The sequence below is a fragment of the Pararhizobium sp. LjRoot238 genome (genome assembly GCF_964252955.1).
Taxonomy (GTDB): domain Bacteria; phylum Pseudomonadota; class Alphaproteobacteria; order Rhizobiales; family Rhizobiaceae; genus Pararhizobium.
Map to the genome: position 1 here is coordinate 2,187,486 of NZ_CAXUPP020000001.1, position 13,627 is coordinate 2,201,112.

Genomic DNA, 13,627 nt, shown 5'->3' on the forward strand with positions numbered 1-13,627 from the left:
CAACAGCCTTGCTGTCGAACTGGAGGTGATCTATGTGGCCAAAACCATTTAGCATCACGCTTACCATAAGAAAAACCCGGACAGGCTGGTCAATGGCTGTCCGGGTCAACTTCAGGTAAAAACTCAGGCAGGCGGGATAGCAGTCCCGTCTGCCACTCCAGAAATAAACCCTGCTGCCTACAAATGCAAGGTTGGGTGCGGCCTACGCCTCGAAAGCACCGTGGCAGTGTTTGTATTTCTTGCCGGAACCGCAGGGGCAGGCTTCGTTGCGGGCGATCTTGCCCCAAGTCGAGGGATCCTGCGGATTGCGGTCTGCCGGCGCGATGAAGGCGAGGCTGGCGCTGTCGGCAAAATCGTCCTCGCCGGTCAGCGGGTCGATATGGTGGCCGACCATCTGTGGCGGTGCCGGTTGCGGCGCCGCTGCCGCTTCGCGCACCAGTTCGACGCGCATCAGTTGTGCGATGACGGCCTGGCGAAGATTGGTCAGCAGGGCCTGGAACAGCTCGAAGGCTTCCGATTTGTATTCCTGCAGCGGATCGCGCTGGGCGTAGCCGCGGAAGCCGATGACGGAGCGCAGGTGGTCGAGATTGACGATGTGCTCGCGCCAGAGGTGATCAAGCGTCTGCAGGACCACCGAGCGTTCGACGTAGAGCATGATATCGGGGCCGAACCGTTCGGCCCGGTCGGCGGCGGCCTTGTCTGCCTCGGCGGTGATGCGCTCGCGGATATCGTTCTCGTCGATGCCTTCCTCGGCTGCCCATTCGACGATCGGCAGGTCGAGGTTGAGCGAGTTCTGCACGTCGGTCTTCAGCCCGGCGACATCCCACTTTTCGGCATAGGCCTTTTCCGGAATGCGCTTGGCGACGATGTCCTCGATGACCTCGTGGCGCATGTCGGCGACGGTTTCGGAGATGTCCGTCGCATCCATCATCTCGATGCGCTGCTCGAAGATCACCTTGCGCTGGTCATTCAGGACGTCGTCGTATTTCAGAAGGTTTTTACGGATGTCGAAGTTGCGGGCTTCGACCTTTTTCTGGGCGCGCTCCAGAGCCTTGTTGATCCAGGGATGGACGATCGCCTCGCCTTCCTTCAGACCCAGCTTCTGCAGCATCGAATCCATGCGGTCGGAGCCGAAGATGCGCATCAGATCGTCCTGCAGCGACAGGAAGAATTTTGAGCGGCCCGGGTCGCCCTGGCGACCGGAGCGGCCGCGCAGCTGGTTGTCGATGCGGCGGCTTTCATGGCGTTCGGTTGCGAGAACATAGAGGCCGCCGGCGGCCAGCGCGATGTCCTTCAGGCGCTGGACCTCGGCCTTGATCACGTCTTCCTTCGCTTCGCGCTCCGGGCCGTGTTCCAGGTCGCCGAGTTCGGCTGCGATGCGCATTTCCAGGTTGCCGCCGAGCTGGATGTCGGTGCCGCGGCCGGCCATGTTGGTGGCGATCGTCACCGCGCCCGGAACCCCGGCCTGCGAAACGATGTATGCTTCCTGTTCGTGGTAACGGGCATTCAGAACCTGGAAATTGGTGAAGCCCTCCCTCTTCAGCATTGCGGCCAGAAGTTCGGATTTTTCGATGGAGGTCGTGCCGACCAGAACGGGCTGCTTGCGCTCCTGCGAATCCTTGATCTCGGCGATGATCGCCTTGTATTTCTCTTCCGCCGTCCGGTAGACCTCGTCGTCCTGGTCGATACGCTTGATCGGCAGGTTGGTCGGCACTTCCACGACTTCCAGGCCGTAGATGTTGCCGAATTCCTCGGCTTCGGTCGACGCCGTACCCGTCATGCCGCCGAGCTTCTTGTACATGCGGAAATAGTTCTGGAAGGTGACCGAGGCCAGCGTCTGGTTTTCCGGCTGGATCGTCACCTTTTCCTTGGCTTCGAGCGCCTGGTGCTGGCCTTCCGAATAGCGGCGGCCCGGCATCATGCGACCGGTGAATTCGTCGATGATGACGATTTCGTCGTTGCGGACGATGTAGTCCTTATCCTTCTGGAAGAGCTTGTGGGCCTTCAGTGCATTATTGACGTGGTGGACGATCGCGACGTTCTCGACATCGTAAAGCGTTTCGCCCTTCAACAGATTTGCCTGGCGCAACATGTTTTCGAGCTTTTCCGTGCCGTCTTCCGAAAAGTTGGCAGAGCGCTGCTTTTCGTCGATCTCGTAGTCCTCCGGAGACAGAAGCGGGATGAACTTGTCGATTGCATTGTAGAGATCGGAGCGGTCGTCGAGCGGACCGGAAATGATCAGCGGCGTGCGCGCTTCATCGACGAGGATCGAGTCCACTTCGTCGACGATGGCGAAGAAGTGGCCGCGCTGGACCATCTGGCTGCGCTCGTACTTCATGTTGTCGCGCAGATAATCGAAGCCGAGTTCGTTGTTGGTCGCGTAGGTGACGTCGCAGGCATAGGCCGCGCGGCGCTGATCGTCGGTCAGGCCGTGGACGATGACGCCCGTGCTCATGCCGAGGAAGCCGTAGACGCGGCCCATCATCGCGCTATCGCGTGTCGCCAGATAGTCGTTGACGGTGACGACATGAACGCCCTTGCCCGCAAGCGCGTTGAGATAGACCGGCAGCGTCGCCACCAGGGTCTTGCCTTCGCCCGTCTTCATTTCGGCGATCGACTTCTCGTGCAGGATCATGCCGCCGATCAGCTGGACGTCGAATGGACGCAGACCGAGAACGCGGAGAGCGGCTTCGCGCACGACGGCAAAGGCCGGAACCAAAAGGTCGTCAAGCGTCTTTCCGTCGGCCAGTTGCTTGCGGAACTCAACGGTCTTTGCGGCCAGCGCTTCGTCGGAAAGCGCCTTGGTTTCGGCTTCCAACGCATTGATGGCATCGACCTTGGCCGTGTAGCCGCGCACGCGCCGGTCATTCGATGACCCGAAAATTTTGCGGGCGAGGCCGCCGAGACTGACCATAAGAATGGTCCTTTCCTGTATGTCGCCAACGCGGGGGAATTTCCGCGGAATAACATGAAACGCCCGGAACTGTTCTGGACGCGAGGTTGCGTGACAGATAAGAGGGGGGTCGAATTATGTCAACGGGAGTTGAGGTTCGCGAATACCAAGGATTAACGATAGGACACCTGTATCCTATGGGCTTCTGTCATGGATCCTTGGTATACGGCTACAGAACGGCCACAATCTGATGATGTGGAGCGTTTTCAGGCCGGCCGTGACCACGGTCCCGGATACCAGCGTGGAAGGTACGAGGATGTTGAAATACAAGATGCTTGCGGCGGTTGCTCTGATCGCAATCATGGCTGCCCAGGCGCCGGCGATCGCGCAGGATACCGCCGATCCGGTCATCGCCAAGGTCGGCGACGCCGAGATCCACAAGTCGGAACTCGACTTCGCCATCACCGGTCTCGATCCGCAGCTCGCCCAGTTGCCGGAAGAACAGAAGCGCGCTGCGGCCCTCTCCGGCCTGATCGACGTCAAGCTTCTGGCCAAGGACGCCGCCAAGGAAGGCCTGCAGGACGACGCCGCCTTCAAGCAGCGCATCGCCTATCTGACCGACCGCGAACTGCACAATGCCTTCTTCAAGAAGCATGTCGTCGATGCCGTGAAGCCGGAAGAGGTCAAGGCACGCTACGACGCGGAAATCGCCACGATCACGCCGCAGGAAGAGGTCAAGGCCCGCCATATCCTGGTGAAGACCGAGGATGAAGCCAAGGCGATCATCAAGGATCTCGACGGCGGCAAGGATTTTGCGACGCTTGCCAAGGAAAAATCGACGGACCCGAACAAGGCCGACGGCGGCGATCTCGGTTATTTCACCAAGGACCGCATGGTGCCGGAATTCTCCGAAGCCGCCTTCAAGCTCGAAAAGGGCAAGTACACGGAAGCGCCGGTGAAGACCCAGTTCGGCTTCCATGTCATCCTGCTCGAAGACAAGCGCAAGCAGGCTCCGCCGCCGCTGGAGCAGGTCGAGCAGCAGGTCAAGCAGCTCGTCATGCGTGACAAGTATATCGCCATGCTGACGACCGCCAAAAAGGAAACCGGTGTCGATATCACCGATCCGGCGCTCAAGAAGGCCTATGACGACGCCAACAAGGCCGAGACCGCCAACTGATGACATCGGGACGTGACCGTTCGTCTTTTGGCGGTCACGTCTTTCTGATGTAAATCCAATGCGAATTCCGCAGGTCCCGGAGGCTTCAGGCTCTTCGGGATTTCGTTTGTGGGCCCGCAGGCCGGGCCGTCACGTTTGAGCAGGTTTGATCATGTCCGGTTCCGTTTCTCCGCTTGCCCCGAAATCCTTCGCAGACATGCCGCCGCTGCGTGGTGTGCGCATGGCAACCGCCGCCGCCGGCATCAAGTACAAGAACCGCACCGATGTGCTGCTGATGGTCTTCGACGAGCCCGCCGCCGTTGCCGGCGTCTTCACCAAGTCGCGCTGCCCGTCGGCTCCCGTGGATTTCTGCCGCCAGAACCTGGCAGGCGGTGTTGCCCGCGCTGTTGTCGTCAATTCCGGCAATGCCAATGCCTTCACCGGCAAGAAGGGCAAGGCTGCGACCGAACTGACGGCGCAATCCGCCGCGGAAGCCGTCGGCTGCTCCATGGGCGAGGTCTTCCTTGCCTCGACCGGGGTCATCGGCGAGCCGCTGGATGCGACGAAATTCGCTGGCGTTCTGAGCGGCATGACCTCCGGGGCGAAATCCGATTTCTGGTTCGAGGCCGCCAAGGCGATCATGACGACCGACACCTATCCGAAGGTTTCCACCCGCAGCGCCGAAATCGGCGGCGTCACGGTCACCATCAACGGCATCGCCAAGGGCGCCGGCATGATCGCGCCGGACATGGCGACCATGCTCTCCTTCGTCGTCACCGACGCTGATATCGCGCCGGAAGCCTTGCAGGTTCTGCTGTCCGCAGGCACCGGCCCGACCTTCAACTCCGTCACGGTCGACAGCGATACCTCCACCTCCGACACGCTGATGCTGTTTGCCACCGGTGCCGCCGGCAAGGATGGCCAGACGCGGATCACCGACGCCGCCGATCCGGCGCTTGACGATTTCCGCGCGGCGTTGAACGACCTTTTGCGCGACCTCGCCTTGCAGGTGGTGCGTGATGGTGAAGGTGCCCGCAAGATGGTCGCCGTCACCGTCGAAAGTGCCGAAAGCGATCAGGCTGCCAAGCGCATCGCTCTGTCGATCGCCAATTCTCCTCTCGTCAAGACCGCCGTCGCGGGTGAAGATGCAAACTGGGGCCGGGTCGTCATGGCTGTCGGCAAGTCCGGCGAAATGGCCGATCGCGACCGGCTGGCGATCTGGTTCGGCGATGTCCGCGTCGCCGTCGAAGGCGAGCGCGACCCGTCCTATTCGGAAGCCGCGGCAACGGCCGTGATGAAGGAAGAAGATATCGCCATCCGCGTCGAGATCGGTCTCGGCTCCGGCAAGGCGACCGTCTATACCTGCGATCTGACCAAGGAATATGTCGAGATCAATGGCGACTACCGGAGCTGATATTCACGTGCAGGACATGATTTCGAAAGCCGATCTGCCGAATGTTCGCCGCCTTGAAGCCGTGGGTTTTCGCGCCTGGCCGGCGGCATCGGTGCACTATGACGGCAGCTGGCTGATCCGGCTGACGGCGGGGCATGATTCCAAACGGCTGAACTCGGTCAATCCGCTTGATCCGTCCGACTATCGCGATCTGGAAATCCGGCTCGAAAAGGCGGCCAGGCGCTTTTCCGAATATGGCCGGCCGCTGACCGTGCGGCAGACCCCGCTGACGCCGCCGCAACTGATCGCCCATATGGACGCGAATGGCTGGCCGGTGTTTTCCGAAAGCATCGTGATGATGGCCGATATCCCGCCGAACGACACGACGGAAGCGATCGAGCACCTGCCATTGCGCGACGTCGGCCGGTTCGTCGATGCCCGGCTGCAAATCTGTGGCGAGAACGGTCAGGACAAGGCAGGCTTGAGCGATGTCATCAATGCCATCAAGCCGGAATGCGGCCTGTTTCTGTTTGAAGCGCCGGAACATGGCCCGATCGCGGTTTCGCTGGCGGTTCACGACAATGATATCGCCGGCATTCTTCAGGTCGCCGTCGCGCCAGAAGTCCGGCGGCAGGGCGTCGGCGCATCGATCGTCAATGCCTCGCTGCGCTGGGCCCGCCTGCGCGGCGCCCGAACGGCTTGGCTCGCGGTCGAAAGCGGCAACGAGGCAGCGCTCGCTCTTTATCGCAAATTCGGCTTCAGGGACGTCTACCGTTACTCTTACCGGCGTGCAGGAGCTTAAGCGATGGATACGGCAAGCAGGAAGATTTTGCTGGTAGCGGCCTGCGCCTTGGTCGACAGCGATGGGCGCATCCTGCTTGCCCAGCGTCCCGAGGGTAAATCGCTGGCCGGTCTCTGGGAGTTTCCGGGCGGCAAGGTGGAGCCGGGCGAAACGCCGGAGGAGACCCTGATCCGCGAACTCGACGAGGAACTGGGCATCCGCACCAAGGTCGCCTGTCTCGCACCGCTGACCTTCGCCAGCCATACCTATGACAGTTTCCATCTGCTGATGCCGCTCTATGTCTGCCGGCGCTACGAGGGTGTCGCCCATGGCCGGGAAGGGCAGGCCGTGAAATGGGTTCGCCCGAAGGCCCTGCGCGACTATCCGATGCCTCCGGCGGACGAGCCGCTTATCCCCTACTTAATGGATTTGCTCTGATCAAATCCCCGAAATTTCGATTTCATTAATCGAACATTTATCACCCTCACGCAAAATCAGCTTCAGTGAAGTGCCGGTGTCTACGGCTACGGGATGATTCCCGTGACTGGCACCGGTTATGTATCGGCGCGGACATGGTTTGGAGCGGTGAGAGTGAACCGTTTTCAGGTCAGCGCAGGCATTCGAGAGGCAGACGATGGTCGACGACGATTTTTGGAGAACGGTTCAGGACAAGGACTTGGTGATGAGCCAGAGCCGCCGGACCGGCATGCTCAATCTGTCGCTGCTGTTCGGAACTGCCGTCATCGCGTTGACCCTCATCCTGACGCCGATGCTGGCGTCGAAGACGGATACGAAGGTGCTCGCGGATGCACCGATCGACTACGACAATATCTCGACCGGCTCCATTCCGAACAGCAATACGACCAAGCGCTATACGGTGCGCCGGAGCGTGTTGCAGGAAATGCCGGGCGCCGTCTGCATCATTGATGGCGACGGGAGCAAGAGCGGCTGCTGATCGCCTCTGTGAGCCGGGCGTTGCCCGGTTCACGTTCGCTGCCAGCCTGGGTCGATGCCGGCCCGATAATGACGTGCGCATGCCTGTCCTTTTCGGGTGATGTCATCCGCGGGATGTGCGCCGAACAGGCTGGGAGCACATGAAGAAACTCACTCGTTTCCTTTTCGACACGTCCGGTGCCACAGCGGTCGAATATGGCCTGTTGGCCAGCCTCATTTCGGTTGGGATGATCGTCGGTCTCGGCGGGTTTTCGGATTCCCTCCTGCTCGTCCTCGACAAGATCAGCACCGCCATTAACGACGCGCCGAAATAACGCATCGACAGGCCTACTCTTTAAGCGGCAGTTCACGTGTGCTGAGTGCATCGGAAAGCCGTTGTTTCGCCGAGCCAGGCTTCAGCGGTTTCTGCTGGCTTTCGTGCGGCGCCCAGCCGGAAATGTAGATGATCGAAAAGGTCGCACGGATGCGGCCGTCCGGGTCGGAAAAACGCTCGGCGTAGATTTCCGCCGCCCTCGCGAAAAACTGGCGGGTGAGGGGCTTGCGGCTACGGGCGGCGAGCGGGTTGGTCATGCCCATGGCCCGGAGGTCTTTCAGCAACGCAAAAAGCGAATCGTAGCGCACGGTGTAGGTCTCGGTGTCGGCGACCGGCAGGGTGAAGCCGGCGCGCTGCAGCAGTGCGCCGATATCGCGGACGTCGGCAAAGGGAATGACGCGGGGGCTGGCGCCACCGGTCATCTCGCTTTCGGCTGCAAGTAGCACCTCGCGCAATTCCTGCAGCGTGCCGCTGCCGGGGATGGCGGCGAGGAACAGGCCGTCCTGCTTCAGCGCCCGGCGGATCTGGATGAAGACGCCGGGCGTGTCGTTGGTCAGGTGCAGCGACAGCGGCGAGACGATCAGATTGGCCGATTCCGGTGCCAGCGGAACTGTTTCGAGCGATGCGACCGAGACGGTATCATCGGCCTTTGCGAATGCTGCGTCGGTCTCGACGCGTTCGATGGCCGAGACTTTGCCGGTTTCAGCAAGAAATCCGGCGGTCAGCCCGGTATAGCCGTGCAGTTCGACGGCCTTGTCGAAATGGCGCTCGACGACGCTCAGGCGCTCGGCCAGTTCGCGGCCTGCGATCTCCAGCAGGAATTGCGCCTTCGGGTCGCCGTTGCGAAACGCCCGTTTGCGGCGGGCTTCGATGAGCGTCTGGTCGAAAACGATATCCACGATGGCTCTCCAAATTCTGATCGCCTAAAATCTGATCGCAATGAAACCCGCCTCGTCGTAAAGTCAACCTCATGCGGGGCGAAGAGGCAGAAAATCCGGGGTGGCAGCTGGCCAGGGGCTTGCGCGGTCTGATCGCCGCAGCGGTCGACGCAGTCTATCCGCCGGTGTGCAGCGGATGCGGCCGGATGGTCAGTCAGCATCGCGGCGTTTGCCCGGCCTGCTGGGCGACATTGCGGCTGATCGAGAGGCCCTATTGCGAGGTCCTCGGCCTGCCGTTTTCCCATGACCTCGGCGCCGGTATACTTTCGGCGGACGCCATCGCCAACCCGCCTGTGTTCGAGCGGTTGCGGTCTGTCGCCATTCATGACGGCATTGCCCGGTCGCTCGTTCACGGTCTGAAGTATCGTGATCGCACCGATCTCGCCATCATGATGGCCGCCTGGATGGTGCGCGCCAGCGACGGGACTGTCGAGGCCTGCGACGCCGTCATCCCCGTTCCGCTGCACGCCTACCGGCTTTGGGGGCGCCGGTTCAACCAGTCGGCAGAGCTTGCCCGTGCCATCGCCCGGATTTCGGGCAAGCCTTATCTGGCCACCGCCTTGATCCGCACCAAGCGGACCGAGCGGCAGGTGGGGCTCGGCGCTGCGGCACGCGAGGACAATGTGCGCGGGGCATTCGCCGTGACCGAGGCAGGCCAGGCGGTGATACTCGGGAAGCGCATCGTGCTCGTCGATGATGTCTATACGACCGGTGCTACGGTTTCGGCGGCGACGCGGGCCTTGAAGAAGGCCGGGGCCTTGGATGTCACGGTTTTGACCTTTGCAAGAGCCATGTCCGGTCTTATATGACAGGAAATAGGATGTCGGCAGAGGGCCGGCGAAGGAGCAGGTCAACGCATGGCTTCGGTCGTCATTTATACCCGTCAGTTCTGCGGATATTGTTCGGCAGCAAAGAAACTTCTCGAGACCAAGGGCGTGACATTCGAGGAGCATGATGCGACTTATGCGCCCGACGTCCGCCAGAAGATGATCGAGCGGTCGAACGGCGGCACGACGTTCCCGCAGATCTTCATCAACAATGCCCATATCGGCGGCTGCGACGACCTGCATGCGCTGGATCGTGCCGGCAAGCTGGACGAGATGCTCGCCGCATAAGGAGACGCTTCGATGACGTTCAAGGCTGCAGCGATCCAGATGTGTTCCGGCGTCGATCCGGCGAAGAATGCCGAGACGATGGCCCGGCTCGTCCGGGAGGCGGCGGCCAAGGGCGCTGCCTATGTGCAGACACCGGAAATGACCGGGGCGCTGCAGCGGGACCGCGCCGCCATGCGAGCAGCCTTGCGCGACGAGGGCGCTGACCTCATCGTCGCTGCCGCCTCCGGGCTTGCGGCCGAGCTCGGCATCTATCTCCATGTCGGCTCGACAGCGATCGGCCTTGCCGACGGCAAGATGGCCAATCGCGGCTTTCTTTTCGGTCCTGATGGCGAGAAGATCTGCCACTACGACAAGATCCACATGTTCGACGTCGATCTCGACAATGGCGAAAGCTGGCGGGAAAGCTCGGCCTATACGCCGGGCGGCACCGCGCGGCTGGTCAACCTGCCGTTCGGCAAGCTTGGCTGCGCCATCTGCTATGACGTGCGTTTTCCCGAACTCTTCCGGGCGCAGGCCGCGGCCGGGGCTGAAATCATGTCGGTGCCGGCGGCCTTTACCCGCCAGACCGGCGAGGCGCATTGGGAAATCCTGCTTCGCGCCCGAGCCATCGAGAACGGCATGTTCGTCATCGCGGCGGCCCAGGCCGGCCGGCATGAGGACGGGCGCGAAACCTACGGCCATTCGATGATCATCGACCCATGGGGCGTCGTTCTCGCTTCGGCAGGCGGCACCGGCGAGGGGGTGGTCCTAGCCGATATCGATATTGCCGCGGTTGCAGCCGCGCGGGCGAAAATTCCGAACCTGAAAAACGGCCGGACGTTTTCGCTGGAGGAAGTGCCGCTGCCCGCAGCAGGAGGTGTGGCTGCTTGATCAAATACACGCTTTCCTGTGACAACGGCCATTCCTTCGATGGCTGGTTTTCGTCGAGCGCCGATTTCGACCGGCAGGCGGAGCTGGGGCTTGTTTCCTGCCCGGCCTGCGGCTCCGTCTCCGTCGCCAAGGAACTGATGGCGCCCTCGGTTTCGACCAGCCGCAAAAAGGACGAAGCGAAAGTCCTGATGATGGATCAGGCGCGCAAGGAGGCGGTCGCCAAGATCCGCGAACTGGTGACGGCGATCCGCGAGAACTCCGACGACGTCGGGAACAAGTTTCCCGAGGAAGCGCGCAAGATTCACTATGGTGAAGCCGAGCAGCGCGGCCTGATCGGCAAGGCGACGGCCGACGAGGCGCGGGCGTTGCTGGAAGAGGGCATCGAGATTGCGCCGCTGCCGGTGTTGCCGGACGACGTGAACTGATGTCCGTCGGCGGTCGTCACAATCTGGCGATCTATAATTTCGGCCTGCATGTCGCGTCGAGCGGCTGGAACATCTCCACGACAATGGCGCAACGGCGTGGGCCTTCACGTTCAAAGAACCCTTCGCCGACAGGCGAAGCTTGCGTTATCTGCGGTGTGTCCGCTCGATTGCCGAGACAAACAGCGGCGGGCAGACCGATCTGTTCGCCCATGTTCAGTCGCTGAAAGTCTAGCATGGTCGCAAGGGGCGGGGATGTTGGGCTTGTCCCCGGCGCGTCACGCCAAAACGGGTTCCCTGGTACTCGGCGATTTCGGCGCCAGCCGCCCCCTCAACCGGCGCTTCGCGCCACCTTCTCCCCGCCGGGGAGAAGAGGGAGCAAGCCGGGCCCGTCAATACGATACGTCGATGCTGCGGAAGCGGCGTTTCTTCTTTGGAATATCGCTCTCCCCCACGCCCTTTTTTCCATCATCGCTGAGGATCTGGACGAGGCCTTTTTCGGGGTAGAAGACGAGTGCCTCGGCGGTGAAATCCTTGGGGAATTTGGGCGGAAGTTTTACCGGCGGCTGGTCGTCGCCGCCCCAGGAATAGAGCGAGATTTTTTCCCCTTTGTCGGTCTCCGGCCCTGCCAGGACGAGATAGAGCGGTGGCAGGAGGCCGGTCCAGTCGATGCTGCGGATGCCGTGATCGTCGAGGTCGAGCCAGTGCGGCTTGCCGAAGCGCGGTTCCTCGCCGCGCTCGGTCACGGCGGCGGGGTTCGTCAGGCGCAGAACCGGCGCCATCGTGTCGATGAGCGGTGCGCGGAAGCCGATAAGCAGGTCGCCTTCCGGCGTTGCGGCCAGGCCCTCGATGTTGATGTCCGTGCCGGGGCGGTGCAGTTCCTTCTTCAGATAGCCGCGCAGACCGTCGAAGGGTGTGCCCAAAGGTTCGAGCGTCGGGCCGTCTTCGGCTCGGACAATTTTGGAGGCGAAGAGGACGGAACGGCCGCTGGCGTTTCCGCCTTCACCGGGCCGGGAGAAGGAGCTTATCCAATAGACCTTGTCGCCGATGCGGGCGGCGGCCTCGATATCGGATTTCTCGCTGCCAATGAAGGTTTTGAATTTCAGCGCCCGCACGGGCTTGGCAATGCCGCGGCGATAGATCTGGAATGTGTTGGTTTCATCGCTGGCAACGACGAAATGGGTATCATCGAGGGCAACGGCGGCGGACGCCTCGCAGATGCCGATATAGTCCACCGGCTCGGCTTGCGCGTCCGCGACCGGGAGGATGCCGAGGGATGGAATTTTCATCGCGACATTCTCCTTTGCTGTCCTCCTCGGCTGTCTGGCCGGTCAGGCCGGGCGTCTGGCCACCAGCATATAGTTGACGTCCATATCTTTGGAGAGATTCCACTGGTTGGCAAGCGGATTGAAGAACACGCCGGTGCGGTCCGTCACCGTCATGCCGCTGGCGGCGATCGGCTTTTCGAGTTCTTCCGGGCGCACCAGTTTTTCATATTGATGGGTGCCGCGCGGCAGCCAGCGCAGCACGTTTTCCGCGGCGAAGATGGCGAGCGCCGCTGCCTTTATCGTCCGGTTGATGGTAGCGACGAACATCAGGCCGCCGGGGCGTACCATCGAGGCGCAGGTACTGATGAAGAATTCGACATCGGCAACGTGCTCGACCACTTCCATGTTGAGCACGACGTCGAAGGTCTCGCCGGCTTGCGCCAGCGCCTCCGCCGTCTCGGCGCGGTAGTCCACCGTGACGCCGCTGCCGGCTGCGTGGGTTTTGGCAATCATGATGTTCTTTTCCGACGCATCGGCACCGACCACGTCGGCACCCATGCGCGCCATCGGCTCGGACAACAGCCCGCCGCCGCAGCCGATATCGAGAAGGCGCAGGCCCTTCAGCGGCTGCGGCGCCTTGGCATCGCGGCCGAAATTTTCCGAGACACGGTCGCGGATATAGGTAAGGCGCACCGGGTTGAACTTGTGCAGCGGCCGGAACTTGCCCTTCGGGTCCCACCACTCGGCGGCCATGGCGGAAAAGCGATCGACTTGCGCCTGGTCGATGGTGGTGCGGGCTTGTTCGCTCATGGTCGGAACTCCTCGGATAGGGTTCTGCTTGAAGTCGGACGATCGGGGCTGAAAGTCAAGGGTTGCTCTGGTCCTGCGGCAACTGGCGCCCCTTCAGGCAGCGGTCGAATTTCGGCAGGCGGTATTCGGGGTGCTCGATCTGATATTTCCGAAGCTCGTCCATAATGTCCTCGAAGAGATGGAAGGCCGGTTCCTGCGCGGTGACGATACAGGCTGGCAAGCGGGCGCAGGCATGGCCGGACAGGCCGATCTCGCGCTGGATGCGGACCTTGCGGTCCTGGTGGGCCGAGACCAGCATCGGGCCGGTGCAGGCCCGATCGCGGCCGCATTTGCGGGTCCTGCAGATCCTCCAGATCAGTTGGGCGGTCAAGAGAGCACGGCATTGGTGCTCGTGATCGGCGGAAAGGCGTTTTTCGTAGTCGGTGAATTCCGGTTTGGGCATGAGATACTCCGAGGGGTGAGAGGGCGGCCGGATGCATTCACGCGGCGGCTTTTCGCCCGTGGCCTTAAGTCATTTCGGTTCGCCGGCCTCAAGGGCCAGGCGGGATCGGCCGGGGCACGTCGGGTGCCTCAGGTAGTTAAGTGTAGGTGACACGCGACGTGCCCCGTCTCGGTGGTTTTTGCCTGCAACTGCGGTTTCTCTGCGGGGATGGCGGCACCTTTTTCTGGCACAGGGTGACGCTCGCAACTCTCGCTGCGGCGCCACGAAAGGCC

15 protein-coding genes are annotated in these 13,627 nt (G+C 61.9%); 10 read left to right on the forward strand and 5 right to left on the reverse strand.

The window, feature by feature from the left end:
- Positions 1 to 202: 202 nt before the first annotated feature.
- Positions 203 to 2,914, reverse strand: coding sequence for a preprotein translocase subunit SecA (gene secA / locus ACSQ3F_RS10725; protein WP_436100192.1), 2,712 nt, complete (start codon positions 2,912 to 2,914; stop codon positions 203 to 205).
- Positions 2,915 to 3,209: 295 nt separating this feature from the next.
- Here secA and ACSQ3F_RS10730 point away from each other — a divergent pair, with 295 nt between their 5' ends.
- The 6 genes from ACSQ3F_RS10730 (at position 3,210) to ACSQ3F_RS10755 (ending at position 7,491) form a co-directional block, all read left to right on the forward strand.
- Positions 3,210 to 4,070 (forward strand): peptidylprolyl isomerase, encoded by an 861-nt coding sequence (locus tag ACSQ3F_RS10730; RefSeq protein ID WP_436102110.1) that lies wholly within the window; start codon positions 3,210 to 3,212, stop codon positions 4,068 to 4,070.
- Positions 4,071 to 4,221: 151 nt separating this feature from the next.
- Positions 4,222 to 5,463 carry a bifunctional glutamate N-acetyltransferase/amino-acid acetyltransferase ArgJ gene (gene argJ / locus ACSQ3F_RS10735; protein WP_436100193.1) on the forward strand — a complete coding sequence of 414 codons (1,242 nt, stop codon included), beginning with the start codon at positions 4,222 to 4,224 and terminating at the stop codon, positions 5,461 to 5,463.
- Complete coding sequence (locus ACSQ3F_RS10740; protein WP_436100194.1) at positions 5,444 to 6,244, forward strand: GNAT family N-acetyltransferase; 801 nt, start codon at positions 5,444 to 5,446, stop codon at positions 6,242 to 6,244. Before argJ ends, ACSQ3F_RS10740 begins: the two co-directional genes overlap by 20 nt.
- 3 nt (positions 6,245 to 6,247) lie before the next feature.
- On the forward strand, positions 6,248 to 6,661 hold the full coding sequence (gene mutT, locus ACSQ3F_RS10745) for an 8-oxo-dGTP diphosphatase MutT (RefSeq protein WP_113007658.1): 414 nt from the start codon (positions 6,248 to 6,250) through the stop codon (positions 6,659 to 6,661).
- 196 nt (positions 6,662 to 6,857) lie between these two features.
- On the forward strand, positions 6,858 to 7,178 hold the full coding sequence (locus ACSQ3F_RS10750; protein ID WP_436100195.1) for a hypothetical protein: 321 nt from the start codon (positions 6,858 to 6,860) through the stop codon (positions 7,176 to 7,178).
- Between the two features lie 139 nt (positions 7,179 to 7,317).
- Complete coding sequence (locus tag ACSQ3F_RS10755) at positions 7,318 to 7,491, forward strand: Flp family type IVb pilin (protein ID WP_436100196.1); 174 nt, start codon at positions 7,318 to 7,320, stop codon at positions 7,489 to 7,491.
- A 13-nt stretch (positions 7,492 to 7,504) separates the two neighbouring features.
- Here ACSQ3F_RS10755 and ACSQ3F_RS10760 read toward each other — a convergent pair whose 3' ends face one another.
- Complete coding sequence (locus ACSQ3F_RS10760; protein ID WP_436100197.1) at positions 7,505 to 8,389, reverse strand: class I SAM-dependent methyltransferase; 885 nt, start codon at positions 8,387 to 8,389, stop codon at positions 7,505 to 7,507.
- 71 nt (positions 8,390 to 8,460) lie between these two features.
- Here ACSQ3F_RS10760 and ACSQ3F_RS10765 point away from each other — a divergent pair, with 71 nt between their 5' ends.
- The 4 genes from ACSQ3F_RS10765 to ACSQ3F_RS10780 are packed head-to-tail and all read left to right on the forward strand — an operon-like array spanning position 8,461 to position 10,838.
- The gene (locus tag ACSQ3F_RS10765; RefSeq protein WP_436100198.1) at positions 8,461 to 9,237 is read left to right on the forward strand and encodes a ComF family protein; all 777 of its coding nucleotides are present in this window, start codon (positions 8,461 to 8,463) and stop codon (positions 9,235 to 9,237) included.
- Between the two features lie 48 nt (positions 9,238 to 9,285).
- Complete coding sequence (gene grxC / locus ACSQ3F_RS10770) at positions 9,286 to 9,543, forward strand: glutaredoxin 3 (protein WP_436100199.1); 258 nt, start codon at positions 9,286 to 9,288, stop codon at positions 9,541 to 9,543.
- A gap of 12 nt (positions 9,544 to 9,555) precedes the next feature.
- Positions 9,556 to 10,413, forward strand: coding sequence for a carbon-nitrogen hydrolase family protein (locus tag ACSQ3F_RS10775; protein WP_436100200.1), 858 nt, complete (start codon positions 9,556 to 9,558; stop codon positions 10,411 to 10,413).
- Positions 10,410 to 10,838 (forward strand): DUF1178 family protein, encoded by a 429-nt coding sequence (locus ACSQ3F_RS10780; RefSeq protein ID WP_436100201.1) that lies wholly within the window; start codon positions 10,410 to 10,412, stop codon positions 10,836 to 10,838. Before ACSQ3F_RS10775 ends, ACSQ3F_RS10780 begins: the two co-directional genes overlap by 4 nt.
- A gap of 389 nt (positions 10,839 to 11,227) precedes the next feature.
- Here the strand turns inward: ACSQ3F_RS10780 and ACSQ3F_RS10785 are convergent, their stop codons facing one another.
- Genes ACSQ3F_RS10785 through ACSQ3F_RS10795 form a run of 3 tightly spaced genes read right to left on the reverse strand, consistent with a single transcriptional unit; the run spans position 11,228 to position 13,355 of the window.
- Positions 11,228 to 12,124, reverse strand: coding sequence for a DUF3616 domain-containing protein (locus tag ACSQ3F_RS10785; RefSeq protein WP_436100202.1), 897 nt, complete (start codon positions 12,122 to 12,124; stop codon positions 11,228 to 11,230).
- A gap of 42 nt (positions 12,125 to 12,166) precedes the next feature.
- Positions 12,167 to 12,913, reverse strand: coding sequence for a bifunctional 2-polyprenyl-6-hydroxyphenol methylase/3-demethylubiquinol 3-O-methyltransferase UbiG (ubiG, locus tag ACSQ3F_RS10790; RefSeq protein WP_436100203.1), 747 nt, complete (start codon positions 12,911 to 12,913; stop codon positions 12,167 to 12,169).
- A 55-nt stretch (positions 12,914 to 12,968) separates the two neighbouring features.
- Complete coding sequence (locus ACSQ3F_RS10795) at positions 12,969 to 13,355, reverse strand: hypothetical protein (protein WP_436100204.1); 387 nt, start codon at positions 13,353 to 13,355, stop codon at positions 12,969 to 12,971.
- Positions 13,356 to 13,627 lie beyond the last annotated feature (272 nt).

What these genes read in the sequence shown, in the direction of transcription:
- secA (WP_436100192.1), bottom strand. Translation starts at nt 2,914, where the DNA reads ATGGTCAGTCTCGGCGGCCTCGCCCGCAAAATTTTCGGGTCATCGAAT.
- ACSQ3F_RS10730 (WP_436102110.1), top strand. Translation starts at nt 3,210, where the DNA reads ATGTTGAAATACAAGATGCTTGCGGCGGTTGCTCTGATCGCAATCATG.
- argJ (WP_436100193.1), top strand. Translation starts at nt 4,222, where the DNA reads ATGTCCGGTTCCGTTTCTCCGCTTGCCCCGAAATCCTTCGCAGACATG.
- ACSQ3F_RS10740 (WP_436100194.1), top strand. Translation starts at nt 5,444, where the DNA reads ATGGCGACTACCGGAGCTGATATTCACGTGCAGGACATGATTTCGAAA.
- mutT (WP_113007658.1), top strand. Translation starts at nt 6,248, where the DNA reads ATGGATACGGCAAGCAGGAAGATTTTGCTGGTAGCGGCCTGCGCCTTG.
- ACSQ3F_RS10750 (WP_436100195.1), top strand. Translation starts at nt 6,858, where the DNA reads ATGGTCGACGACGATTTTTGGAGAACGGTTCAGGACAAGGACTTGGTG.
- ACSQ3F_RS10755 (WP_436100196.1), top strand. Translation starts at nt 7,318, where the DNA reads ATGAAGAAACTCACTCGTTTCCTTTTCGACACGTCCGGTGCCACAGCG.
- ACSQ3F_RS10765 (WP_436100198.1), top strand. Translation starts at nt 8,461, where the DNA reads ATGCGGGGCGAAGAGGCAGAAAATCCGGGGTGGCAGCTGGCCAGGGGC.
- grxC (WP_436100199.1), top strand. Translation starts at nt 9,286, where the DNA reads ATGGCTTCGGTCGTCATTTATACCCGTCAGTTCTGCGGATATTGTTCG.
- ACSQ3F_RS10775 (WP_436100200.1), top strand. Translation starts at nt 9,556, where the DNA reads ATGACGTTCAAGGCTGCAGCGATCCAGATGTGTTCCGGCGTCGATCCG.
- ACSQ3F_RS10785 (WP_436100202.1), bottom strand. Translation starts at nt 12,124, where the DNA reads ATGAAAATTCCATCCCTCGGCATCCTCCCGGTCGCGGACGCGCAAGCC.
- ubiG (WP_436100203.1), bottom strand. Translation starts at nt 12,913, where the DNA reads ATGAGCGAACAAGCCCGCACCACCATCGACCAGGCGCAAGTCGATCGC.
- ACSQ3F_RS10795 (WP_436100204.1), bottom strand. Translation starts at nt 13,355, where the DNA reads ATGCCCAAACCGGAATTCACCGACTACGAAAAACGCCTTTCCGCCGAT.